19 protein-coding genes are annotated in these 24,828 nt (G+C 41.4%); 18 read left to right on the top strand and 1 reads right to left on the bottom strand.

Annotated elements, in window-relative coordinates:
- The first annotated feature begins 94 nt into the window (after window positions 1–94).
- The 13 genes from seqA (at window position 95) to kdsB (ending at window position 15,278) form a co-directional block, all read left to right on the top strand.
- The gene (seqA, locus tag PROVRUST_RS04805; RefSeq protein ID WP_006813588.1) at window positions 95–643 is read left to right on the top strand and encodes a replication initiation negative regulator SeqA; all 549 of its coding nucleotides are present in this window, start codon (window positions 95–97) and stop codon (window positions 641–643) included.
- A gap of 56 nt (window positions 644–699) precedes the next feature.
- Window positions 700–2,334 carry a phosphoglucomutase (alpha-D-glucose-1,6-bisphosphate-dependent) gene (gene pgm, locus PROVRUST_RS04800; protein ID WP_006813587.1) on the top strand — a complete coding sequence of 545 codons (1,635 nt, stop codon included), beginning with the start codon at window positions 700–702 and terminating at the stop codon, window positions 2,332–2,334.
- Between the two features lie 292 nt (window positions 2,335–2,626).
- Complete coding sequence (gene serC / locus PROVRUST_RS04795; RefSeq protein WP_006813586.1) at window positions 2,627–3,715, top strand: 3-phosphoserine/phosphohydroxythreonine transaminase; 1,089 nt, start codon at window positions 2,627–2,629, stop codon at window positions 3,713–3,715.
- 139 nt (window positions 3,716–3,854) lie between these two features.
- Window positions 3,855–5,129, top strand: coding sequence for a 3-phosphoshikimate 1-carboxyvinyltransferase (aroA, locus tag PROVRUST_RS04790; protein WP_006813585.1), 1,275 nt, complete (start codon window positions 3,855–3,857; stop codon window positions 5,127–5,129).
- Between the two features lie 196 nt (window positions 5,130–5,325).
- Window positions 5,326–6,012 carry a (d)CMP kinase gene (cmk, locus tag PROVRUST_RS04785; protein ID WP_006813584.1) on the top strand — a complete coding sequence of 229 codons (687 nt, stop codon included), beginning with the start codon at window positions 5,326–5,328 and terminating at the stop codon, window positions 6,010–6,012.
- A gap of 171 nt (window positions 6,013–6,183) precedes the next feature.
- Complete coding sequence (gene rpsA, locus PROVRUST_RS04780; protein ID WP_006813583.1) at window positions 6,184–7,857, top strand: 30S ribosomal protein S1; 1,674 nt, start codon at window positions 6,184–6,186, stop codon at window positions 7,855–7,857.
- Between the two features lie 54 nt (window positions 7,858–7,911).
- Window positions 7,912–8,199, top strand: coding sequence for an integration host factor subunit beta (ihfB, locus tag PROVRUST_RS04775; RefSeq protein WP_006813582.1), 288 nt, complete (start codon window positions 7,912–7,914; stop codon window positions 8,197–8,199).
- Between the two features lie 309 nt (window positions 8,200–8,508).
- On the top strand, window positions 8,509–10,824 hold the full coding sequence (locus tag PROVRUST_RS04770) for a DNA internalization-related competence protein ComEC/Rec2 (protein WP_071599534.1): 2,316 nt from the start codon (window positions 8,509–8,511) through the stop codon (window positions 10,822–10,824).
- A gap of 38 nt (window positions 10,825–10,862) precedes the next feature.
- Entirely contained in the window at window positions 10,863–12,611 is a 1,749-nt protein-coding gene (msbA, locus tag PROVRUST_RS04765) for a lipid A ABC transporter ATP-binding protein/permease MsbA (protein WP_006813580.1), read from the top strand.
- On the top strand, window positions 12,604–13,578 hold the full coding sequence (gene lpxK / locus PROVRUST_RS04760; RefSeq protein WP_006813579.1) for a tetraacyldisaccharide 4'-kinase: 975 nt from the start codon (window positions 12,604–12,606) through the stop codon (window positions 13,576–13,578). The genes msbA and lpxK overlap by 8 nt, the downstream gene beginning before the upstream one ends.
- Window positions 13,579–13,986: 408 nt before the next feature.
- The gene (locus PROVRUST_RS04755) at window positions 13,987–14,202 is read left to right on the top strand and encodes a cold-shock protein (protein WP_006813577.1); all 216 of its coding nucleotides are present in this window, start codon (window positions 13,987–13,989) and stop codon (window positions 14,200–14,202) included.
- A gap of 145 nt (window positions 14,203–14,347) precedes the next feature.
- Window positions 14,348–14,527: a Trm112 family protein gene (locus tag PROVRUST_RS04750; RefSeq protein WP_006813576.1), complete on the top strand. Its 180-nt coding sequence runs from the start codon at window positions 14,348–14,350 to the stop codon at window positions 14,525–14,527.
- A gap of 4 nt (window positions 14,528–14,531) precedes the next feature.
- A complete protein-coding gene (gene kdsB, locus PROVRUST_RS04745; protein WP_006813575.1) occupies window positions 14,532–15,278 on the top strand; it encodes a 3-deoxy-manno-octulosonate cytidylyltransferase in 747 nt (248 codons plus the stop codon).
- A 62-nt stretch (window positions 15,279–15,340) separates the two neighbouring features.
- Here kdsB and elyC read toward each other — a convergent pair whose 3' ends face one another.
- Window positions 15,341–16,147: an envelope biogenesis factor ElyC gene (gene elyC, locus PROVRUST_RS04740; RefSeq protein WP_006813574.1), complete on the bottom strand. Its 807-nt coding sequence runs from the start codon at window positions 16,145–16,147 to the stop codon at window positions 15,341–15,343.
- A 292-nt stretch (window positions 16,148–16,439) separates the two neighbouring features.
- Between elyC and cmoM the strand changes: the two genes are divergently transcribed.
- From cmoM to aphA, 5 genes are all read left to right on the top strand, one after another.
- Window positions 16,440–17,228 (top strand): tRNA uridine 5-oxyacetic acid(34) methyltransferase CmoM, encoded by a 789-nt coding sequence (gene cmoM / locus PROVRUST_RS04735; RefSeq protein WP_006813573.1) that lies wholly within the window; start codon window positions 16,440–16,442, stop codon window positions 17,226–17,228.
- Window positions 17,225–18,550, top strand: coding sequence for a chromosome partition protein MukF (gene mukF, locus PROVRUST_RS04730; RefSeq protein WP_006813572.1), 1,326 nt, complete (start codon window positions 17,225–17,227; stop codon window positions 18,548–18,550). The genes cmoM and mukF overlap by 4 nt, the downstream gene beginning before the upstream one ends.
- Window positions 18,531–19,259 carry a chromosome partition protein MukE gene (gene mukE, locus PROVRUST_RS04725; RefSeq protein ID WP_006813571.1) on the top strand — a complete coding sequence of 243 codons (729 nt, stop codon included), beginning with the start codon at window positions 18,531–18,533 and terminating at the stop codon, window positions 19,257–19,259. Before mukF ends, mukE begins: the two co-directional genes overlap by 20 nt.
- Complete coding sequence (gene mukB / locus PROVRUST_RS04720) at window positions 19,256–23,695, top strand: chromosome partition protein MukB (protein WP_006813570.1); 4,440 nt, start codon at window positions 19,256–19,258, stop codon at window positions 23,693–23,695. Before mukE ends, mukB begins: the two co-directional genes overlap by 4 nt.
- 182 nt (window positions 23,696–23,877) lie before the next feature.
- Window positions 23,878–24,591, top strand: a complete 714-nt coding sequence (aphA, locus tag PROVRUST_RS04715) for an acid phosphatase AphA (RefSeq protein ID WP_006813569.1) — start codon at window positions 23,878–23,880, stop codon at window positions 24,589–24,591.
- Window positions 24,592–24,828 lie beyond the last annotated feature (237 nt).

Genomic DNA, 24,828 nt, shown 5'->3' with positions numbered 1-24,828 from the left:
CGTTTTAAGTTATTGAAATTTTAATTGTTTTGTTTTTTTCAAATCTGGCTTATAATCTGGCGCGAATTTTAGTTTAAAAAAGTACTGGGAAAAAATGAAAACGATAGAAGTTGATGAAGAGCTTTACCGCTATATTGCAAGCCATACAATGCATATCGGTGAAAGTGCATCGGATATTTTGCGCCGTATGTTGAATTTCAAATCCGCGCAGCAGCCAGTACCCGCAAAAGAAATTAATCTAGAGGCGTCAGCGCCACAGGCTGCACCGGTTTTGAATCCAAAAATTGTTGAGCAGAATCCAGTGAGAGTGATCAGGGAGTTATTACTTTCTGACGCATACGCGGAAAAAAATAAAGCGATTGATCGTTTTATGCTTATTCTGTCAACACTATATAGCTTAGATGCTAAGAGTTTTGAAAGTGCAACAGAGTCAATGCATGGGCGTACTCGCGTATATTTTGCAGGGGATGAGCAAACTCTACTGGCGGCAGGTAAGCAATCTAAGCCTCGCCATATCCCAGGTACGCCATATTGGGTGATTACCAATACGAATACAAATCGTAAGCGCAGTATGGTCGATGCGATTATGCAAGAGATGAAATTCCCAGCGAATGTCATCGAAAAAGTGAGTAATACTATCTAAACATTGAGAAGTCACTGGTGTTTGACGCTGAGCATCAGTGCTTTGGGAGATAACAAGTGGCAATTCATGAACGTGCAGGGCAGCTTCCACTTCAAAGTGATTTGATTAATGTTGCACAACTGACAGCTCAATACTATACGCAGCAGCCAACACCAAGTGACGCCTCTCAGGCCGTCAAATTTGGGACTTCTGGACATCGTGGAAGTGCTCTACGTAAAAACTTTAATGAAAACCATATATTAGCTATCGCGCAAGCTATCGCTGATCTACGTAAGCAGCAAGGTGTAACGGGACCATGCTATGTAGCTAAAGATACTCATGCGCTATCGGAAGCTGCATTCATTACAGTGATTGAGGTATTAGCTGCTAATCAGGTTCATGTTGTAGTACAAGAAGAAAATGGTTTTACACCAACACCTGCGGTCTCCCATGCCATTTTAAGTTATAACCAAGCTCATCAAAATATTGCTGATGGAATTGTAATTACCCCATCTCATAACCCACCTGAAGATGGCGGGATTAAATATAATCCTGCAAATGGCGGTCCAGCGGATACAGATCTAACATCGGTGATTGAAAAGCACGCAAATCAGTTATTAGAAAATAGCTTAGAAGGCGTGAAGCATTTACGTTTTTCTGATGCGATGGCGAGTGGTTATATTACCGAACAAGATTTAGTCATGCCTTATGTTCGTGCATTAGGTGATGTTGTGGATATGCAGGCAATTCAAAAGTCGGGGTTAAAAATTGGCGTTGATCCGCTAGGTGGCTCTGGTATCGAGTATTGGAAAAAAATTGCTGAATATTACCAGCTTGATATAGAAATAGTGAATGACCAATTGGATCAAACTTTCCGTTTTATGCCTCTTGACCATGATGGAGTGATCCGCATGGACTGTTCATCCCGTTGGGCGATGGCTGGTTTACTCGGAATGAAAGAGAAGTTTGATTTAGCCTTTGCTAATGACCCTGATTATGATCGTCATGGTATTGTCACACCGAATGGTTTAATGAATCCAAATCATTACTTAGCGGTTGCTATTGACTACCTGTTCCAACACCGTCCTCAGTGGGGCAAAGATGTTGCTGTTGGTAAAACATTAGTTTCTAGCGCGATGATTGATCGAGTGGTTAATGATATCGGACGGGAATTAATTGAAGTGCCAGTCGGTTTTAAATGGTTTGTCGAAGGGCTTTTTAACGGTAGCTTAGGATTTGGTGGCGAAGAGAGTGCAGGAGCTTCATTCCTCAAGTTTGATGGAACCCCATGGTCTACAGACAAAGATGGCATTATTTTATGCCTATTAGCTGCGGAAATTACTGCGATAACAGGGGAAAATCCTCAACAGCGTTATAATAAATTAGCTGAAAAATTTGGTGCTCCAATTTATAGCCGTATTCAAGCCAAAGCGACCCATGAGCAGAAAGCTAAACTCAGTAAACTTTCCCCAGAAATGGTAGCGGCAGATACCTTGGCTGGAGATAAAATTACTCAGCGCTTAACGACAGCTCCGGGTAATGGTGCACCGATCGGCGGGCTAAAAATCATGACAGATCATGGTTGGTTTGCGGCTAGGCCATCAGGCACAGAAGAAGCCTATAAAATCTATTGCGAAAGTTTTCGTGGTGAAGAACATCTTCACTTGATTGAAAAAGAAGCTATTGAAATTGTTAATAAGGTTATCAGCTAATTATTTTCTCGATGTAGAAAATAATCTGCCCATAATTTACTGATTAATCCCGAAGTGCCTAAAATAGGTGTTTCGGGATTTTCTGTCTTTTTTATTATTATTTTCCTCATAAAATTATGATAGTGGTTTATGTGACGCTATTAACAAAATTGTTCTCTTTTTCGCTCATCAAAAATGACCTTTTCTTTTTTTTTACCTATACGTAATAACCATTGCAGCTGAGGACTCGTGATGATACAACTTTAAGTATCTGAGTGATGTTAACTAACAAAATTTAAGGTAGGTAAGGTCAATGAGTCAGGTCTATAATTTCAGCGCAGGTCCAGCAATGCTACCTGTTGAAGTCATGCGTCGTGCAGAACAAGAATTATGTAATTGGAAAGGTCTGGGTGTTTCTGTGATGGAAGTGAGCCATCGTGGAAAAGATTTCATTGCAGTAGCGAAAGAAGCAGAACAAGATTTACGCGACTTATTGAATATTCCAGATAACTATAAGGTTTTATTCTGTCATGGTGGTGCACGAGCTCACTTTGCGACTTTACCCATGAATCTATTAGGCGATAAAACAACAGCGGACTATGTTGTTAGTGGCTATTGGTCAGAATCAGCGGCGAAAGAGGCTCAAAAATACTGTACTCCAAATATTATTGATGTGATTCAAGATGATAACGGTGTTTTAAGTATTAAGCCAATGAGTGAATGGCCATTAAGTAAAGATGCAGCCTATATTCACTACTGCCCAAATGAAACCATTGGTGGCTTGGCTATTCATGAAGAGCCAAATTTCCCCGCAGATAAAATTGTCGTCGCAGACTATTCTTCATCAATCTTATCAAAGCCTATTGATGTTAGCCGTTATGGTGTTATCTATGCGGGCGCACAGAAAAACATTGGTCCTGCGGGCTTAACGATAGTGATCATCCGTGAAGACCTATTGGGCAAAGCATGGACTCAAACACCATCAGTATTTGATTACACAGTATTAGCTCAATATGAGTCTATGTTTAATACACCACCGACATTTGCGTGGTATTTAGCGGGTATGGTTTTCAAATGGCTTAAAGAGCAGGGCGGGTTGCAAGAGATGGCAAAACGCAATTATGAAAAATCTCAATTACTATATAGCGCAATTGATGATAGCGAATTTTATATTAACCGTGTAGCGGTAGAAAATCGCTCTTGGATGAACGTTCCGTTCCAAATGCAAAATCCTGAATTGGATGCGACGTTTATCGAGGATGCTAAGAATCAAGGTCTTTTATCATTAAAAGGCCACAAAGTATCTGGTGGGATGCGTGCATCCATTTATAATGCGATGCCACTAGCGGGTGTTCAGGCATTGGTCGATTTTATGGCTGAGTTTGAGCGTCATCACGCATAAAAATATTAAGTACCAATTATTAAGTACCAAGTACCAAAAACCGATCAGCTCAGGATGGGCTGATCGGTTCCCCTAGTTCCAATCAAAACGAATTAAATAATGAGAACAGTCGGAAATCACATCGGAGAAAACACTTTTTATGCAATCCCTGACATTACAACCAATTTCTTCAATTAATGGCACGATTAACCTGCCAGGGTCAAAAAGTGTATCCAACCGCGCACTTTTATTAGCAGCTATGGCTAAAGGAACGACGGTACTCACTAACTTGTTAGACAGTGATGATATTCGCCATATGCTGAATGCATTAAGCCAGTTGGGTGTTAGTTTTCAGTTATCGGATGATAAAACCCGCTGTCGTGTGGAAGGGATTAATGGCTGTTTATTTCATCAAGGCGAACTTGAAATTTTTTTAGGTAATGCAGGAACGGCGATGCGCCCATTAACAGCTGCACTGTCGTTGAGTAACAATAATATTATCTTAACGGGTGAACCCCGAATGAAAGAGCGCCCCATTGGGCATCTCGTTGATGCTTTAAGAGAAGGTGGTGCTCATATTGAATACCTTGAGCAAGAAAATTATCCGCCAATGCGTTTAAGAGGCGGTTTTATGGGGGGCGAAATTTCGGTAGACGGCTCTGTCTCTAGCCAGTTTTTAACGGCGTTGCTCATGGCTGCGCCATTAGCGCAACAAGATACGGTCATTACTATTGTGGGTGATTTAGTCTCGAAGCCTTATATCGACATCACGTTAGCACTGATGAAAACATTTGGTGTAGACGTCGATAATCAACAATATCAGAAATTTATTATTAAAGGTCAGCAACAGTATCAATCTCCAGGGGAATACCTTGTTGAGGGGGATGCCTCTTCAGCATCTTATTTTTTAGCTGCCGCTGCAATTAAAGGTGGTGTGGTTCGCGTCACGGGTATTGGCCGTAACAGCTTACAAGGTGATACCAAATTCGCTAATGTTCTAGAAAAAATGGGCGCAATAATTCGCTGGGGGGATGACTATGTTGAATGTGAGCGCGATACGCTTCACGGTATCGACATGGATATGAATACTATTCCTGATGCAGCGATGACTATTGGGACTGTGGCTTTATTTGCGAAAGGCGAAACGGTGATCCGCAATATATACAACTGGCGTGTGAAAGAAACTGACAGGCTCTATGCCATGGCAACTGAACTACGTAAAGTAGGTGCTGAAGTTGAAGAGGGTTATGATTTTATTCGCATTGTTCCACCTAAACATCTTAAGCATGCAGACATCGAAACCTATAATGATCACCGGATTGCGATGTGTTTTTCATTAGTTGCATTGTCAGATACTCCAGTAACAATCCTTGATCCGGGTTGTACGGCTAAGACATTCCCTGACTATTTTCAGCAATTAGCGCGTTTAAGTTAATTTGTTATTCGATGGTTGGTGTACGACAGGCATATATTAACCATCGAAATCCTTTCTGTATTTTCTCTCAATCTCTACTATTTTTATTTCTAACATATCAACCTGCTTATTTCACAAAATCGATGAGTAGGTATAATGTCCCCACAGATTTTAATTGCGGGTAGCTAAGGCTATTTGCAGAAAAGGAGACTTTTTTATGGTGGCAATCGCCCCTGTAATTACCGTTGATGGACCTAGCGGAGCAGGCAAAGGTACACTTTGCCAAGCATTAGCAAATGAATTTGGATGGCAATTATTAGACTCTGGTGCAATTTATCGCGTTTTAGCATTAGCGGCTTTGCATCATCATGTTGATATCCAATCCGAAGATGCATTAGTACCTTTAGCTGCAAATTTGGACGTGCGCTTTGTCCCTGAAGAAAATAGTTTAAAAGTCATTCTTGAAGGGGAAGATGTTTCTAACGAAATTAGAACCGAAACAGTCGGAAATACAGCCTCACAAACTGCCACTTTCCCTCGAGTGAGAGAAGCGTTATTAAGACGTCAGCGCGCATTTAGAACTCTTCCAGGATTGATTGCCGATGGTCGTGATATGGGAACAGTCGTTTTTCCTGACGCACCAGTGAAAATTTTTCTGGATGCTTCGGCTGAAGAGCGCGCTCATCGCAGGATGAAGCAGCTACAAGAAAAAGGATTTGATGTTAATTTCGAGCGACTTTTAGCTGAAATACAAGAACGTGACTATCGAGATCGTAACCGTTCAGTGGCCCCCTTAGTTGCTGCGAAAGACGCGTTAGTGCTGGACTCGACAAGTATGTCTATTGAGGAAGTTATTGAAAAAGCACGCACCTACGCTAAAAAAATTCTACAATTATCGCAATAATAGGCTGTATTTTGGCTTATAATTAGATAATATACGCAATTACCTCCATGCTGGTTATTTTTCTAGCATGGCTAAAACCTTATGACATGGAATGTTGTTGGGTATGTGAAACAACCCCATTTGGCGGGAAGCTATGTGGACGTTAATTAAAAACACTTGAAGATCATTAATATGACTGAATCTTTTGCTCAACTCTTTGAAGAATCCCTGCAGAATATTGAAACTCGTCCTGGTTCTATTGTACGCGGTACAGTAGTTGCTATCGATAAAGACGTAGTACTGGTAGACGCAGGTCTTAAATCAGAATCTGCTATCCCAGTAGAACAGTTCAAAAATGCTCAGGGTGAGCTAGAAATCCAAGTTGGCGACGAAATCGATGTAGCGCTGGATGCAGTAGAAGATGGTTTCGGTGAAACTATTCTGTCTCGTGAGAAAGCTAAACGTCATGAAGCATGGCTGATGCTGGAAAAAGCTTACGAAGAAGCTGAAACTGTTACTGGTGTTATCAACGGTAAAGTTAAAGGTGGTTTCACTGTAGAACTGAACGGCATTCGTGCGTTCTTACCAGGTTCACTGGTAGATGTACGCCCAGTTCGTGATACTACTCACTTGGAAGGCAAAGAGCTTGAGTTCAAAGTAATCAAGCTGGATCAGAAACGCAACAACGTTGTTGTTTCTCGTCGTGCTGTAATTGAATCTGAAAGCAGCGCTGAGCGCGATCAACTGCTGGAAAACCTGCAAGAAGGCATGGAAGTTAAAGGTATCGTTAAGAACCTTACTGACTACGGTGCATTCGTTGATCTGGGCGGTGTTGACGGCCTGCTGCACATCACTGACATGGCTTGGAAACGTGTTAAACACCCAAGCGAAATCGTCAACGTTGGTGATGAAATCAATGTTAAAGTTCTGAAATTCGACCGTGAACGCACTCGTGTTTCTCTGGGTCTGAAACAACTGGGCGAAGATCCTTGGGTCGCAATCGCTAAACGTTATCCAGAAGGTACTAAACTGACTGGTCGCGTTACTAACCTGACTGATTACGGCTGCTTCGTGGAAATCGAAGAAGGCGTTGAAGGTCTGGTACACGTTTCAGAAATGGATTGGACTAACAAAAACATCCACCCATCTAAAGTTGTTAACGTTGGTGATGTTGTAGAAGTTATGGTTCTGGATATCGATGAAGAACGTCGTCGTATCTCTTTAGGCCTGAAACAATGCAAATCTAACCCATGGCAGCAATTCGCTGAGACTCACAACAAAGGTGACCGCGTTGAAGGTAAAATCAAGTCAATCACTGACTTCGGTATCTTCATTGGTCTGGACGGCGGCATCGATGGCCTGGTTCACTTATCTGACATCTCCTGGAACGTTACAGGCGAAGAAGCAGTTCGTGAATACAAGAAAGGCGACGAAATCGCAGCTGTTGTTCTGCAAGTCGACGCAGAGCGTGAGCGTATTTCTCTGGGCGTTAAACAGTTAGCTGAAGATCCATTCAACAACTACCTGGCAGCAACCAAGAAAGGTGCAATCGTTACTGGTAAAGTAATCGCAGTTGATGCTAAAGGTGCAACTGTAGAGCTGACTCTGGGCGTTGAAGGTTACCTGCGTGCATCAGAAGCTTCACGTGACCGTGTTGAAGATGCAACTCTGGTTCTGAACGTTGGTGATGATGTTGAAGCTAAATACACAGGTGTTGATCGTAAAAACCGTGTAATCAACCTGTCTGTTCGTGCTAAAGATGAATCTGATGAAAAAGATGCTGTCGCAGCTGTGAACAAACAAGAAGATACTGCATTTGGTAACAATGCAATGGCTGAAGCTTTCAAAGCAGCTAAAGGCGAATAATTAAGTGGGGGTAACTTCGGTTACCCCTTTGTGACGGTAGTTTAGGGAGGTACTATGACCAAGTCTGAGTTAATTGAAAGACTGGCTAGCCAGCAGTCTCATCTTTCAGCGAAAACCGTTGAGGAAGCTGTAAAGGAAATACTTGAGCATATGGCTGATACGCTGGCTAGTGGCGAGCGTATTGAAGTCCGTGGATTCGGCAGTTTTTCTCTTCACTACCGTGCTCCGCGTGTTGGCCGTAATCCAAAAACTGGTGATAAAGTGGAACTGGAAGGTAAATACGTTCCCCACTTCAAACCGGGTAAAGAATTACGTGACCGTGTAAATATTTACGGTCAATAATCGACTGTAAATCTTAATTATTACGACAAAACAGCGCTTATGTTTCATATAGCGCTGTTTTTTTATGTCAATCTTACGCTTACTTTGATCCCTTTACTGACTCTTTTCTCACTCATCCCAACCATTTTTCCTCTCGTCATTTGCCAACAAATAGTCTGTTTTACGAGCAGCTTCACAATTTATTTTTGCTAAACAGCAAAACACTCACTGACTTTGGAAACAGCTACACAGTAGCTTTTGTTCCGAATGTATAAACATCAATGCTGTCGTTACCCTATAAAAATAGAGCACGAAGGGAACGAGTCGACAATGAATAAAGGTTGGTTAACGCGAAAGAATCAAATAATACTGTCTTACTCAGAGGTGGCACTGGCAATTATTGGGGGAGTATTACCATTATTGTTTATTCCTCAACTACCCCATATTACAAACAATATTGCCGTAATCATTATGCTATTTATGATTGTGCTATTTATCCGGGGAAACAAATTTATTCGCTTGTGTGTAGTCGTGGTTATTAGCTTTTCGTGGGGATGCTGGCATGGTGAAGACATAAGGAGAAAAATAGAATCTCTTTCTGGAACTTCACATCTATTACAAATTACTATTGTCAGTATTCCTGTCAATACGTCAGAAAAAAAATTCACAGTTAGTATTGATAAAATTGAAGGTAAAAGGGTCTTTCCACCGTTGTATGCAACGTGGAAATGGAAGGGAAACTCTTCTATATCAGTATGTGCAGGGCAGCGCTGGCTAATTAATGGAAAATTGAATCCACTGCACTCTTCTCTTAATGAGGGAGGTTTTAATCAGCAGCGTTACCTGCTATCTCAGAGGATAATTGGCTCATTAAAAGGTCAACAATTAGAGCTAGTAAATCCTCAATGTTCTTTACGACAAAATGTAATAAATCATTTTAGTGATAAATTACATTTTCTCGCTAATGCGGGCATTATTTATGCATTGATGTTTGGTGAAAGGGGATTATTGACGGAAGGGCATTCTCAGTTATTACAGAATACGGGGCTAACTCATTTGATTGCAATATCTGGTTTACATATTGGTATTGCGTATCTGATCGGATATCGATTTATTTGGTTGGCACAATATTTTTTTCCGGCAAAATGGATTAATGAAAATATCCCGATGATCTCTGGACTACTCTTTGCATTTTTGTATGCGTGGATTTCTGACTTTGCTATTCCAGCGACTCGGGCTTTTCTTGCATTATTGCTATGGGCGTACATTCGGCAGCAGCCATTTTATTGCTTCCCATGGCAATGGGCATTATGGAGTGTTGCTTTTATTTTGTTGATTGACCCACTAGCTATTCTTTCGGATAGTTTTTGGTTATCGAGTTTTGCTGTATTAGCCATTTTATACTGGATTAAAATTTTCCCACTGTCTGATAATATTCGTTATCGCCCATTCATTGGCAAAATTGCACCTTTATTGCATTTACAAGTTGGCTTATTGATTTTATTGATACCTATCCAGGTTTTATTGTTTGGCGGTATTAATTTGATGAGCCTATTTGCCAATTTATGGTTTGTTCCTATTGTGACATGGATTGTTGTCCCGACAATTTTTAGCTTATTTCTCTTGCCAATAAATTATTGGCAAGAGTTGGCTTTTCAACTCATTGATGAAGTTCTTGTGTTTAGTTTACGACCATTAATATTCTTGGAAGGGTACTGGCTAGAGATTAATTCGATTTCTTGGTATGTGATTTTTTTATTTTGGGGATTACTATTCGCGATTTTATTTCATTGGCATAAAAATTACATTGGGCTGTTAAGCTGCATCGTGGCTTTGTTATTTACGAATAAAACGGCGAGTAAACATGAATCTCATGATTGGTGTTTGACGTTACTTGATGTGGGGCATGGTTTAGCTGTTGTTATTCGACAAGGGGAATTAGCAATACTGTATGACACAGGAAATCGTTGGCAAGGGGGAAGCAATGGAAAACGACAGATTATCCCCTATGTTAAATATCACCAAATTACCCCTGTAGGAATAATATTAAGTCATAACCATTTAGATCATACTGGGGGAGTAGATGATCTTACTCAGCAATATCCATGGGTAAATATTCGAAGTAGTTTTGGTGAGAATCAGCATTTACCTTGCTATCAAGGGCAGAGCTGGAAATGGGGAAAACTGAAATTTGATGTCCTGTGGCCAGAAAAATTATCAATTGAGTCCCATAATAATGATTCTTGCGTGATTCAACTTGATGATGGATATCAACGGATATTGCTAACAGGAGATATAGAGAAAGAAGGGGAAAAAGCCCTTGTCGCGCAATATCAACATCAATTAGCTTCTGATATATTGCTTGCACCTCACCATGGTAGTAATACATCCTCAACCGCATTATTACTTAGAACAGTAAAACCACGGATAGCGTTAGTCTCCTCTGCGCGGTATAGCCCATGGAAAATACCCTCAGACAAAGTTTACTTCCGCTATACTAATGACAATATTAAATGGTTAAATACAGCAGAAGTTGGTCAGATAACAATTTGTTTTAAAAAAGAAAAAATGGAAATTCTACGATATAGGCAGGAAATACATCCCCGTTGGTATCATCTGTGGTTTGGCGATCGGCCATTTCCCTAGTAGAATAGTGCGCTTACATTAAGTCTGGTAATAAAAGAATGAATGATAAAGACCTTTCTACAAAACAAACATTTAGCCGCTTATGGCCAACCATAGCCCCTTTTAAAGCGGGATTAATTGTCGCTGCAATCGCTCTTATCATTAACGCTGCTGGTGATGCGTTTATGATTTCCTTATTGAAACCATTATTAGATGAAGGCTTTGGTAAAGCAGATAATGACACGTTAAAATGGCTACCAATTGCAATCTTAGGCTTGATGGTGGTCCGTGGTGCTTCAAGCTTTGTCTCAACCTATTGTGTTTCTTGGGTTTCCGGGAAAGTGGTTATGAGCATGCGCCGTAAATTGTTTGGTCATATGATGGGAATGCCGGTGAGTTATTTTGACCAGCAGTCTACAGGGACTCTATTGTCTCGTATTACCTATGACTCAGAACAAGTTGCTTCTTCTGCATCGGGTGCGTTGATCACAATTATCCGTGAAGGTGCCTATATCATCGGTTTATTTAGTTTGATGTTTTACTATAGCTGGCAACTGTCGCTTATTTTAATTGTGATTGCTCCAGTGGTATCAATTGCGATCAGAATAGTATCTAAGCGTTTTCGTCGAATCAGTAAAAACATGCAAACAGGCATGGGACAGGTAACGACGAGTGCAGAGCAGATGCTAAAAGGCCACAAAGAAGTCTTAATTTTTGGTGGCCAGAAAGTAGAAACTGAACGCTTTGATAAAGTCAGTAATCATATGCGTCGCCAAAATATGAAAATGGTCAGCGCATCTGCTATCTCTGATCCTATTGTTCAAATGATTGCCTCATTGGCTTTAGCTTTTGTGTTATATGCCGCAAGTTTTCCTGAAATTATGGATACGTTGACTCCGGGTACTATCGGTGTGGTTTTCTCTTCTATGTTTGCTTTGATGCGTCCATTAAAGTCACTGACTAACGTGAATGCTCAATTCCAGCGTGGCATGGCCGCTTGCCAAACCTTGTTTGCTATTTTAGATACCGAAAAAGAGAAAGATGAGGGCACTAAAGTACTGAGTGATGTTAAAGGCGATATTGAATTTGATTCTGTGACCTTCACTTATGCAACTAAGGAACACCCTGCATTAGAAAATGTGTCATTCACTTTACCGGCAGGAAAATCAGTCGCTTTAGTAGGGCGCTCTGGCTCAGGTAAATCAACAATTGCGAATCTAATTACGCGTTTCTATGATATCGATAAAGGCAGTATCCGTATTGATGGTCATGATATTCGCGATTACACGTTAGAATCTCTGCGTAGCCAAGTCGCTCTCGTTTCACAGCACGTTTACTTATTTAATGACACCATCGCAAATAATATTGCTTATGCAACGGGTGGACGCTATAGCCGAGAAGAAATTGAAAAAGCGGCTGAAATGGCGTATGCCATGGACTTTATTAGCAAATTAGACAATGGGCTAGATACGGTTATTGGTGAAAACGGTGTGATGCTATCTGGTGGTCAGCGCCAGCGTATTGCGATTGCTCGCGCATTATTACGTGATGCTCCAATTCTAATTTTGGATGAAGCAACCTCAGCATTGGATACCGAATCTGAACGTGCTATTCAAGCTGCATTGAATGAATTGCAGAAAAATAGAACCTCACTGGTCATTGCTCACCGTTTATCAACGATTGAGAATGCGGATGAAATTCTTGTAGTTCAAGATGGTCATATTATTGAACGAGGCACCCATGCAATGCTATTAGCGGAAAATGGTGCTTACGCTCAGTTACATAGGATCCAATTTAAGAATGATTGAACGAATTTGGTCCGGTAAATCATGGCTATATATCTTGCTTCTGCCGTTATCTTTCCTATATGGATTGATCACGAAAATAAGGCATGTTGGCTATAAAACTGGATTATTTCGTTCATGGAAAGCGCCTATCCCAGTCGTTGTGGTAGGCAACTTAACTGCAGGGGGAAATGGTAAAACCCCTGTGGTGATTTGGCTTGTAGAGTCATTAACTCAGCAGGGTATTCGCGTTGGTGTAGTATCTCGCGGGTATGGCGGAAAATCAGAAAATTATCCTCTGATCCTTAAGCATGATACAACAACTGAAGCTGCAGGTGATGAGCCCGTATTGATTTATCATCGCACGAAAGTTCCTGTCGCCGTTGCACCTAAGCGTAGTGATGCTATCAAAGCACTAATCAGTAATTTTCAGTTAGATATCATCATCACTGATGATGGTCTTCAACATTACGCCTTGCAGCGTGATTATGAAATTGTGGTTATTGATGGGCAACGTCGCTTTGGAAATGGATGGTGGCTACCCGCGGGTCCGATGCGTGAAAGAGCGGGTCGATTAGAAACTGTTGATGCTTTAATCGTCAATGGTGGGGTTCCACAAGAAAATGAAATCTTAATGTCTCTTCACGGAAATGTCGCGGTCAATTTACTCACTGGAGAGAAGCGTTCGGTTCAGGAGTTGCATTCAGTTATCGCCATGGCTGGTATTGGACATCCACCTCGTTTTTTTACCTCTTTGGCTGACAAAGGTATTTCTTTAGTTCGTACCTATGCTTTTTCTGACCATCAACCTTATAGTCAACAGCAATTGATAAGTTTAGCTGACGACTCCCATAATTTACTTATGACGGAAAAGGATGCAGTGAAATGCCAATCTTTTGCCCAAAGTAATTGGTGGTATCTTCCAGTGGATGCAAAATTGGAACAATTTGGCGAAAAAAGAATATTAAGTGAAATAAAATCACTTATCTGAAATAAAAACGCTTGCTTTCCAGATTTATTTCAGATAATAATACCCGCAATGTGATGCTGATCCACTTATTATGTATCAAGTTGCAATACATTAATAAATGGATTATTACTAACTGTACTTTTACGACCCGTTCTTGAGTTAGTCACTTATCCTCGCAATACCTACTTATACTACTATTGTATTGTCATCATAATGTCAAAATAGACTGTTAAGTTTACGGTTGTTGTGTGGTGTCTAAAATCCATACTTGGGTCGTTATATAATATGCATAATTATTTCATGCATAGATTGGTTAAGTTAATTACTCTTAATTGTGTTAATAGATCGGCAATATTAAATGGGGTAACAAGTAGAGAGTAATGATACAAATATAAAAATATTGTTCTCGGAACGAGAAGGAGTTTCAACATGAATTTTCAATTACATATGGGTCGAGTTAAATGGTTTGACGCAAAAGAAGGTTACGGTTTTATTTCACCGTGCAATGGTGGCGATGATATTTTCGTGACAACTAAATCACTTGCGAACAAAAAAATCAAATCACTATCCGAAGGCCAAAACGTCGAGTTCTCTGTTACTCGTAATTCAGATGGTATAACGGCAAGAGACGTTATTACTTTCTAATTAAATAATTAACAGAACTATTTCTCCTGCACCTTATTCTCTCATCTTCCGCAGGAGATCTTAATAGTGCAAGATTAGAGTTAACGGTGATATCTGCATGTGATATCCTGACGCCAAGTGAGTTTAAATCCATTTGGGAGAAAGCATGGATCACCGTTTACTTGAAATCGTTGCCTGTCCTGCATGCCATGGCAAGCTAAGTTACAACAAAGAAAATCTCGAACTAATCTGCAAATTTGATCATCTCGCCTACCCAATTCGCGATGGGATCCCTGTCTTATTAGAGAATGAAGCTCGTAAAATCGCTCTAGACGAAGGACAGTAATAACATGTTTACCGTCATAATTCCTGCTCGTTACTCTTCAACACGCCTACCCGGTAAACCTCTAGCGGATATTCATGGTAAACCGATGGTTGTGCGAGTGATGGAGCAAGCGATTAAATCAGGAGCAAGTCGAGTGATCATTGCGACAGACCATCCTGATGTTGCTAAAGCTGTCATTAAAGCGGGTGGTGAAGCTTGTATGACGAATCCCGATCACCAATCTGGAACTGAGCGACTAGCGGAAGTTATCGATACCTATGGTTTTGCTGACGATGAAATTATTGTTAACGTCCAAGGTGATGAGCCATTGATTCCGCCAGAAATAATTCGCCAAGTTGCACAAAATCTTCAGGGTAGCAAAGCCAATATGGGTACACTTGCGGTACCAATTCATGACGCCAAAGAAGCTTTTAACCCGAATGCGGTGAAAGTTGTGATGGATAAAGACGGCTATGCCCTGTATTTTTCTCGCGCAACTATTCCTTGGAATAGAGACCAATTTGCCGTGAGTAAAGAGACCATTGGCGATACTTTCTTACGTCATATTGGTATTTATGCATATCGTGCAGGTTTTATTCGTCGCTATATTGGGTGGGAAGCTAGCCCATTAGAAAAAATAGAGATGTTAGAACAGTTGCGAGTACTGTGGTATGGGGAGAAAATCCATGTTGCAGTTGCTGAAAAAGCACCAGGTGCGGGAGTTGATACCCCTGAGGACTTAGAAATAGTCAGACAGCAATTTCAGGCATAATATTCTGCTTCAGTAAAATTAAAATAAAGGTGTAACTCAATGAGCTACACCTTTTTTGCTTTTTATTCAGCGGTATCTTCATCAAGAGGTTGAATATTGTCGGGTTTGATATGCCACCAAATTGAACCGAGTAGTTCGTACCATGCGCGTTCACTGTGACTAAAATAGAAAGAAGAAGGAATATAGCGTTCCCAAGGATTGATCTCACTAGTGATGACCAATTGGTTGGCGGGAGCTGGGTAGGGTTGCATTCCTCGGCTAGTAAACATTTTTAATGCCCTAGGCAAGTGGTTTGCTGACGTTACCAATAAGAATGGCTGTTTACCAATAATTTTTTCCACCTCAAAAGCTTCTTCTTGGGTATCTTTTGGCTCGGTCAATGGAAGGGTATCTTGTGCTGGGACCCCCAATGATTGTGCAACCATCGCGGCGACTTCTGCACTACTTTTTGAGCTACTGGCTTTCCCACCAGTAAAGATCAACTTACTTCCTGGATGCTGTAAATATAAACGAACACCTTCAGTCACGCGTGGCAGGCTATTACTGAGTAAGTTAGAGCTTGGGCTCCAATCAGGATTATAAGTAAAACCGCCCCCGAGAACGACAATGTATTTAACATCAGAGGGTGGGTTATCGGTGATTAGCTCATAACGTTTATTATACTGACTTTCAACGGGGGCAAGTAATCGGTCAGAAATAGGTTGCAAGCCGAGTAACGCAATCATCAATAAGCTGGCGGTGACCAAGGTTTTGCCACTTTTTTGCCAACGGGTAAGCCACAGTAAAATTAACCCAATTATCCCGATGATTAAAAGTAACGGCAATGGCATCAAGAGGGAGCCAATATATTTTTTGAGTAGAAATAGCATAAAAGTACCCGTATCAAAGGTATTGAAAGTCGTTTGGTAAAATGTAGTCGCATCAGTAATAAAATGCTATGCAAAATAAAGTACTATGCAAAAACAGGGCGATTATCTGTTATAATCGCCGCCTTGATCATCTGATTTTCTTCGGAATAAACATTATTCATTTTGTGGACCAATTCCCAGTTTGAACTATTTTCATCGTCATCATGATGAGAAGGAATTGATTTTTGATAATGTAGGATGATTAATCGGCTGATGAGATGTAGATAACAAATTATAGGTAATTGGATAGCCCATGGCAGACCGCAACTTTGATGATATTGTCGATAAATTTGCAAAAAATATTTATGGAACGACAAAAGGGAAAATCCGTGAAGCGGTGGTTTGGCAAGATATTAGCCAGTTACTTGAAACTCATTTTCAAGGGCAACGCTTACGTATATTAGATGCGGGTGGTGGTGAAGGGCATTTTTCTCGAAAACTTGCTGCAATGGGTCATCAAGTTATTCTTTGCGATTTATCCGAAGAAATGCTGGAACGGGCATCGGTACTTGCTGATGAGCAAGGAATTAGCGAGAATATCAGCTTCATTCATTGTGCCGTACAAGATATTGCTCAACATCTCGATAAACCCGTCGATTTTGTACTTTTTCACGCGGTTCTTGAATGGATTAGCGATCAAAAATATGCATTAGAGCAACTGGCAGATATAATCAGACCAGAGGGCATATTTTCTGTCATGTTCTATAATGCAAATGGCTTGGTGATGCGCAATGCAATTTTAGGTAATTTCCATCTTGCAACTCCCCATATTCAACGTCGCCGCAAACGCTCGTTGTCGCCACAAAACCCACTTTTCCCTGTGCAGGTTGATGAGTGGCTAATCGGCTGTGGTATGGACATTTTAGGCAAAAGTGGTGTTCGAGTGTTTCATGACTATTTGCAAAGTAGACAATTACAACAAAAAGATTTTCCAGCGTTATTAGCGCTAGAACAACAATATTGTCGTGAAGAACCCTATATCAGCATGGGACGATATATTCATGTCATGGCACGCAAACAAACACAAAAGGACGATTTATGAGTGATTTTTCCCAGACCGTCCCTGAACTCGTGTCTTGGGCACGAAAAAATGATTTTGCGATTTCCCTACCTGCAGAACGCTTAGCTTTTTTGCTAGCGGTTGCTGTTCTTAACAGTGAGCGGGTCAATGGTGAAATGAGTGAAGGGGAGCTGGTGGATGCATTTCGTGAAGTCTGTAAAGGTTTCGAGCAGACCACAGAATCACTGGCTGTCAGAGCGAATAACGCCATCAATGACATGGTTCGCCAGAAAATATTCAACCGTTTTGCCAGCGACATTGTTGAAGGCAATGCGATTTATCGACTAACTCCCCTTGGTATCGGGATCAGCGATTATTATATTCGTCAGCGTGAATTTTCAACCTTAAGACTGTCTATGCAGCTATCAATTGTGGCGGGAGAGCTACAACGAGCAGCAGAATCAGCAGAAGAAGGTGGCGATGAATTCTATTGGCATCGCCATGTTTTCGCACCATTGAAATATTCAGTGGCTGAAATTTTTGACAGTATTGACCTTTCACAGCGCATCATGGATGAGCAGCAAAACAGCGTCAAAGAAGATATTGCATCCCTATTGAATCAGGATTGGCAGGCAGCTATTGCGAACTGTGAACAGTTATTGTCAGAAACATCTGGTACGTTAAGAGAGCTACAAGATACCTTGGAAGCAGCAGGAGACAAGCTACAAGCTAACTTGCTGCGTATCCAAGAGGCGAATATGAATGCGCCACAATTCTCTGAAATGGTTGATAGATTAATCTTTGATTTACAAAATAAATTAGACCGTATCGTGAGCTGGGGACAGCAATCTATAGATTTATGGATTGGTTATGACCGCCACGTACATAAATTTATCCGTACCGCAATTGATATGGATAAAAACCGTATATTTTCTCAACGCTTACGTCAGTCAGTGCAGCAATATCTCGATAGCCCTTGGGCGCTCACCTATACCAATGCGGATCGGTTATTTGATATGCGTGATGAAGAGTTGTCTCTGCATGATGAAGAGGTGATGGGGGAACTTCCACCTGATCTGGAGTTTGAAGAGTTTAGCGAACTCAATGACCAACTGGCGGCGTTAATTGAAGCGCAACTCGCGTTCTATAAAACCGACAAAAAACCGTTGGACATTGGCAACGTATTACAGAGTTACTTGAAGCAATACCCGTATAAACGTCACTTCGATGTTGCGCGTATTATTATCGATCAAGCTGTAAAATTAGGTATCGCAGAGGCTGATCTGGCGGGATTACCGGCAGAATGGCGAGCTATTAATGAGCACGGAGCCAAGGTACAGGCACATGTCATCGACAAATATTGAACAATATATGCCAGTTAAGCTGGCTCAAGCACTAGCTAATCCTATTTTCCCCGAGCTAGATAGCCAATTGCGTTCGGGTCGTCACATTAGTATTGATGACCTTGATAATCACGCATATTTAATGGATTTTCAGGAAGCCTTAGAGCAATTTTATTCACGTTATAATGTTGAATTGATCCGTGCTCCAGAAGGTTTCTTCTACTTACGTCCGCGCTCAACCACACTGATTCCACGTTCTGTACTTTCTGAACTGGATATGATGGTGGGTAAAATTCTGTGCTACCTCTATCTCAGCCCTGAACGTTTAACCAACCAAGGTATTTTTACGTCACAAGAGCTTTTCGAAGAGCTCTTATCACTGGCGGATGAAAACAAATTATTGAAATTTGTGAATCAGCGTTCTACGGGTTCTGACCTTGATAAGCAAAAATTACAGGAAAAACTCAAAACGTCCTTAAACCGGTTACGCCGTTTGGGAATGGTCTATTTCCTACAAAATGATTCAGGTAAATTTATTATTAATGAATCTGTATTCCGTTTTGGTGCAGATGTGCGCAGTGGCGACAGTCCGCAGGAAGCGCAATTGCGCATGATCCGTGACGGTGAAGCGGTATCCCTTGAAGGAGAATTATCTCTGCGTGATAGCGATGATGAAGATACCGAAGAGAGTCAAGATCTGGCTGAAAGTGATGAGGATGAACAAGAATGATTGAACGCGGAAAATTTCGCTCATTGACGCTAGTGAATTGGAACGGTTTCTTTGCTCGAACCTTTGACCTTGATGAATTAGTGACCACGCTATCAGGCGGGAACGGTGCGGGAAAATCTACCACCATGGCGGCATTTATCACCGCGATGATCCCTGACTTAACCTTGTTGCACTTCCGTAATACCACTGAGGCTGGGGCAACATCAGGTTCTCGAGATAAAGGCTTACACGGAAAACTACGTCCGGGTGTCTGTTATGCAGTATTGGATGTTCTAAACTCTAAACATCAGCGAGTTATGGTTGGAGTTCGCTTACAGCAAGTTGCTGGGCGTGACAAAAAAGTCGATATCAAGCCATTTATGATCCAAGGGGTACCGTTAGCAACTGTTCCAACTGAGATTTTAACGGAAGTCTTTGAAGGGCGTCAGGCAAAAGTCATCCCACTGAATGACTTAAAAGATCGCTTAGAAAAACAAGAGGGAATCCTGTTTAAACAGTTTCACTCAATTACCGATTATCACTCTGTATTATTTGAACTGGGTGTATTGCCTAAACGCCTACGCTCTGCGGGAGATCGTAGTAAATATTATCGTCTCATTGAAGCGTCACTGTACGGTGGTATTTCGAGTGCGATAACTCGTTCATTACGTGACTATTTATTGCCTGAAAATAGCGGGGTCCGTAAGGCTTTCCAAGATATGGAAGCGGCATTACGTGAAAACCGTTTAACGCTGGAAGCCATTCGCGTTACCCAATCAGATCGTGATTTATTTAAGCACTTGATTCATGAAGCCACAGACTACGTTTCTGCTGACTATATGCGTCACTCTAATGAGCGTCGTATTCATTTAGATAGTGCATTGGCCGCCCGTAGTGAGCTGTATAGCAGCCGAAAACAGTTGCGTATTGAGCAAGTGCGTAGCGTTGAAATGGCACGGGAGCTGAATGAACAGACTGAAGCATCGACAGAGATCGAAGCAGATTATCAGGCAGCTAGCGACCATTTAAATCTGGTGCAGGCGGCATTACGCCAACAAGAAAAAATCGATCGTTATCAAGCCGATATTGAAGAACTCACATATCGTCTTGAAGAACAAAGTGAAGTGGTAGCTGAAGCCACTGAGAAGCAAGAAGAATTAGATACCCGAGCTCAAGCGGCTGAAATCGAAGTGGACGAACTGAAAAACCAGTTAGCCGATTATCAGCAAGCCCTCGACGTTCAACAAACCCGAGCGATTCAATATCAGCAAGCTCTACATGCGCTAAATCGTGCTCGAGAATTATGTCAGTTACCTGATTTAACAATTGAAAATGCAGACGAATGGCTAGAAACGTTTGAAGCCAAAGAGCAGCAAGCGACGGAAAGTTTATTAGCCTTAGAACAAAAAATGAGCGTGGCTGATGCCGCTCATAGTCAATTTGAACAAGCTTATCAGTTGGTGAAAACCATGGTAGGTGACGTTAGCCGTTCAGAGGCTTATCAGCAAGCACGCACTTTGCTGCGTGATTGGTCTTCACAACAGCACTTAGCTGAGCGTGTTCAGCCATTACGCATGCAGCTTTCTGAACTACAACAGCGCTTAGATAGCCAAAAAAATGCTGAAAAAGTACTCAATGAATTCTGTAAGCGTCATGGACAAAGTTATGAGCCGGATGAATTAGACGGGCTGATGGCTGAGTTAGAAGCATTACAAGAAGAATTGAGTCTTGGCGTCAGTGAAAGTGGCGAAAGACGTATGGAAATGCGTCAAGAATTAGAGCAAATTCGCCAAAGAATTAGTCAGTTATCCGCTAAAGCACCAGCGTGGATTATGGCGCAAGAAGCGCTCACACAACTGAATGAACAATCGGGTGAAACCTTTGAAAATAGCACAGAAGTGACTGAGTATATGCAGCAGCTTCTGGAGCAAGAAAGGGAGATCACCGTTGAACGTGATGAAGTTTCTGCACAACGCCGCGAACTGGAAAAGCAAATTGAACGTTTAAGCCAGCCGAGTGGTGCGGAAGATAGCCGAATGCTGGCATTAGCTGAGCGTTTTAATGGAATGCTGCTATCTGAAATCTATGATGATATTACCATCGAAGATGCCGCCTATTTTTCGGCACTGTATGGTCCAGCTCGTCATGGTATCGTGGTGCAAGATCTTTCCGTGGTACGTAGCCAACTAGAAAGCTTACAAGATTGCCCTGATGACGTGTATTTTATCGAGGGGGATCCTCAATCCTTTGATGACAGCGTTTTTGATGCTCAAGAGTTTGAAAATGCGGTACTCGTTCGTTCATCAGAGCGTCAATGGCGTTATTCTCGCTACCCTGAGCTGCCATTATTTGGCCGTGCAGCACGTGAAAGTCATTTGGAATCATTAAGTGCAGAACGTGATGAGTTATCTGAACGTTATGCGACATTATCGTTTGATGTACAAAAAATTCAGCGTGCTCACCAAGCCTTTAGCCGCTTTATTGGTCAGCATATCTCTGTTGCGTTTGAAGCTGATCCTGAAGCAGAAATTCGCACATTAAATCAAAGACGTACTGAGTTAGAGCGTGCATTAACTCAGTTTGAAGAACAAACTCAACAGCAACGTCAGCAATTTACCCAAGGTAAAGAGAGCTTATTGACGCTCAATCGCTTACTACCTCAAGTTAATTTACTGATGGATGAAACGCTGGCGGATAGAGTCGAAGAGATCCGCGAAGAGCTTTCTGAAGCCGAAGAGGCGGCTCATTTCCTCAATAAATACGGTAATAATCTGGCAAAATTAGAGCCAATAGTCACTGTGTTATTGAGCGACCCTGAGCAACATGACCAACTACGTAAAGATTACGAGTTAGCAAAACATACTCAGCAGCAAGCCAAACAGCAAGCCTTTGCTTTAGTTGAAGTCGTTCAGCGTCGAGCTCACTATAGTTACAGTGACTCTACGGGGATGGTGAATGAAAATGCTGATCTCAACGAAAAACTGCGTCAACGTTTAGAGCATGCCGAAGCTGAACGTACACGTGCGCGTGAACAGTTGCGTCAACATCAAGCTCAAAGTACCCAATATCATCAAGTTTTTGCTTCTCTGCGTAGCTCATTTGAGACAAAACAAGAGATGCTTAAAGAGCTTGAAGCAGAAATGCAGGAAATTGGCGTCAAAGCTGATCCTGATGCACAAGAGCGAGCAAGTATTCGTCGTGATGAACTGCATCAATCAGTGATGGCGAACCGTACCCGAATTAACCAATTAGAAAAACAGCTGACATTATGTGAAGCTGAAATGGATAATTTACAAAAACGCCTACGTAAGTTAGAAAAAGATTATTACCTAATCCGCGAGCAAGTTGTTTCTGCTAAAGCGGGTTGGTGTGCCGTAATGCGATTAGTGAAAGATAACGGTGTTGAGCGTCGTTTACATCGTCGCGAGCTAGCGTATACGGACGGTGATAGCTTACGTTCTATGTCGGATAAGGCGCTCGGAGCATTACGTTTAGCGGTCGCTGATAATGAACATTTACGCGATGTACTGCGTTTATCTGAAGATCCAAAACATCCAGAGCGTAAAATTCAGTTCTTTATCGCGGTATATCAGCACCTGCGTGAACGTATTCGCCAAGATATTATTCGTACTGATGACCCAATTGATGCAATCGAACAGATGGAAATCGAGTTGGCACGCTTGACGGAAGAGCTAACTGCCCGTGAACAAAAACTGGCTATTAGCTCGAAGAGTGTTGCGAACATTATTCGTAAAACAATTCAGCGAGAACAAAACCGTATTCGGATGCTAAACCAAGGTCTGCAAGCGGTATCCTTTGGTCAGGTGAAAGGGGTTCGTCTGAATGTCAATATTCGCGAAAGCCATGCATTGCTGCTCAGTGTGCTATCGGAAGAAAGCGATATGCACCAAGACCTGTTCACCAGTCAGCGTTTAACCTTCTCTGAAGCGATGGCGAAATTGTATCAGCGTTTGAATCCTCAAATGGATATGGGGCAACGTTTGCCACAGACCATTGGTGAGGAGCTGTTAGATTATCGTAACTACTTAGAGTTAGATGTTGAAGTCAACCGGGGTTCAGATGGTTGGCTGAAAGCAGAAAGTGGCGCACTCTCTACGGGGGAAGCTATTGGTACGGGGATGTCCATCTTGGTGATGGTTGTTCAAAGCTGGGAAGAAGAATCCCGCCGATTACGTGCGAAAGATATTACGCCATGTCGTTTACTGTTCTTGGATGAAGCGGCGCGTTTAGATGCAAAATCTATTGCGACGTTATTCGAACTGTGTGACCGATTGGAAATGCAATTAATTATTGCAGCACCAGAAAATATCAGTCCAGAGAAAGGAACAACCTATAAACTGGTACGTAAGGTGACAGGTAATACGGAGCATGTTCACGTAGTGGGTTTAAAAGGTTTTGGTCAAGATGTGCCAGTAGCACAGGCTTTGCCTCAATAACGCCCTTTATACTTTAAATAACAAAAACCGACATGGGAAACTGTGTCGGTTTTTTGTTTTTGTATCATCAATAGTTGATGACCTGCAATGAGATTCAAATCTCATTTTTATGTAATGAAAAACTCTATGATTACACTCCGTGAGTAGTTAATCACGAAAATACATTATTATAAGGATCAACTATGAAGAAAATAACACTGACATTAAGCGCAATTGCATTGGCGCTGAGCTTTACAGCAACTTCTCAAGCTAAGCTACCAATGCCAGAAACAGTCAGTACAGGGGTGACTGTTGCTGAATTAGCCGCGCAACAGCCAGTGCATTGGGTGTCTATTGAGCAAATTAAAAAAAGCTTAGAGGGTAAGGCACCTATGGCAGTCGGTTTTGATATTGATGATACGGTTTTATTCTCTAGCCCAGGTTTTTACAGAGGTAAAATTGAATTTTCACCAAATGATTTTAGCTATCTGAAAAATCCTCAGTTTTGGGAAAAAATGAATAACGAGTGGGATAAATTCAGCATGCCAAAACAAGTAGGTGTTGATTTAGTCAAGATGCACTTAGAGCGTGGCGATGCAGTTTATTTCATTACCGGTCGTACTCAGACTAAAACTGAAACAGTGACCAAATATGTACAAGAAGGGTTACATATTCCTGCTGATAAAATGAATTCAGTTATTTTTGCAGGGGATGAGCCAGGTAAAAATAATAAAGTAAGCTGGATGCGTGATCATAAACTAACTATCTATTATGGTGATGCAGATGCGGACATTGCTGCAGCTAATGAGCTCAATATTCGCGGTATCCGAATTCTTCGAGCGGCCAACTCCTCTTATCAACCATTACCAAAAGCAGGTCGTTTTGGTGAGGAAGTTGTGATCAACTCAGAATATTAATATTTTGAATTTTTAATAGTTAAAGGTGCATGTTCACCTTTAATTATTTTAACTTATCCATTAATCAATTTAATGGTCACTAATTCGTTAAATTTAACTTATTTAACATTGTTTATTTCGTTAAATTTTCAATTGTCATGATTTAATCGGTTTGTTATTACGTAACTCACCGGAAATAAGAATAATTCTATTTCTCACCTCGGTTTATGAATATTTCGGAATCAATCGCTCTTCACT

Origin of the sequence: Providencia rustigianii DSM 4541 (assembly GCF_000156395.1) — a bacterium.
GTDB lineage: Bacteria > Pseudomonadota > Gammaproteobacteria > Enterobacterales > Enterobacteriaceae > Providencia > Providencia rustigianii.
This window is presented reverse-complemented; position numbering and strand designations above follow the sequence as displayed.

What these genes read in the sequence shown, in the direction of transcription:
- seqA (WP_006813588.1), top strand. Translation starts at nt 95, where the DNA reads ATGAAAACGATAGAAGTTGATGAAGAGCTTTACCGCTATATTGCAAGC.
- serC (WP_006813586.1), top strand. Translation starts at nt 2,627, where the DNA reads ATGAGTCAGGTCTATAATTTCAGCGCAGGTCCAGCAATGCTACCTGTT.
- aroA (WP_006813585.1), top strand. Translation starts at nt 3,855, where the DNA reads ATGCAATCCCTGACATTACAACCAATTTCTTCAATTAATGGCACGATT.
- cmk (WP_006813584.1), top strand. Translation starts at nt 5,326, where the DNA reads ATGGTGGCAATCGCCCCTGTAATTACCGTTGATGGACCTAGCGGAGCA.
- rpsA (WP_006813583.1), top strand. Translation starts at nt 6,184, where the DNA reads ATGACTGAATCTTTTGCTCAACTCTTTGAAGAATCCCTGCAGAATATT.
- ihfB (WP_006813582.1), top strand. Translation starts at nt 7,912, where the DNA reads ATGACCAAGTCTGAGTTAATTGAAAGACTGGCTAGCCAGCAGTCTCAT.
- PROVRUST_RS04770 (WP_071599534.1), top strand. Translation starts at nt 8,509, where the DNA reads ATGAATAAAGGTTGGTTAACGCGAAAGAATCAAATAATACTGTCTTAC.
- msbA (WP_006813580.1), top strand. Translation starts at nt 10,863, where the DNA reads ATGAATGATAAAGACCTTTCTACAAAACAAACATTTAGCCGCTTATGG.
- lpxK (WP_006813579.1), top strand. Translation starts at nt 12,604, where the DNA reads ATGATTGAACGAATTTGGTCCGGTAAATCATGGCTATATATCTTGCTT.
- PROVRUST_RS04755 (WP_006813577.1), top strand. Translation starts at nt 13,987, where the DNA reads ATGAATTTTCAATTACATATGGGTCGAGTTAAATGGTTTGACGCAAAA.
- PROVRUST_RS04750 (WP_006813576.1), top strand. Translation starts at nt 14,348, where the DNA reads ATGGATCACCGTTTACTTGAAATCGTTGCCTGTCCTGCATGCCATGGC.
- kdsB (WP_006813575.1), top strand. Translation starts at nt 14,532, where the DNA reads ATGTTTACCGTCATAATTCCTGCTCGTTACTCTTCAACACGCCTACCC.
- elyC (WP_006813574.1), bottom strand. Translation starts at nt 16,147, where the DNA reads ATGCTATTTCTACTCAAAAAATATATTGGCTCCCTCTTGATGCCATTG.
- cmoM (WP_006813573.1), top strand. Translation starts at nt 16,440, where the DNA reads ATGGCAGACCGCAACTTTGATGATATTGTCGATAAATTTGCAAAAAAT.
- mukF (WP_006813572.1), top strand. Translation starts at nt 17,225, where the DNA reads ATGAGTGATTTTTCCCAGACCGTCCCTGAACTCGTGTCTTGGGCACGA.
- mukE (WP_006813571.1), top strand. Translation starts at nt 18,531, where the DNA reads ATGTCATCGACAAATATTGAACAATATATGCCAGTTAAGCTGGCTCAA.
- mukB (WP_006813570.1), top strand. Translation starts at nt 19,256, where the DNA reads ATGATTGAACGCGGAAAATTTCGCTCATTGACGCTAGTGAATTGGAAC.
- aphA (WP_006813569.1), top strand. Translation starts at nt 23,878, where the DNA reads ATGAAGAAAATAACACTGACATTAAGCGCAATTGCATTGGCGCTGAGC.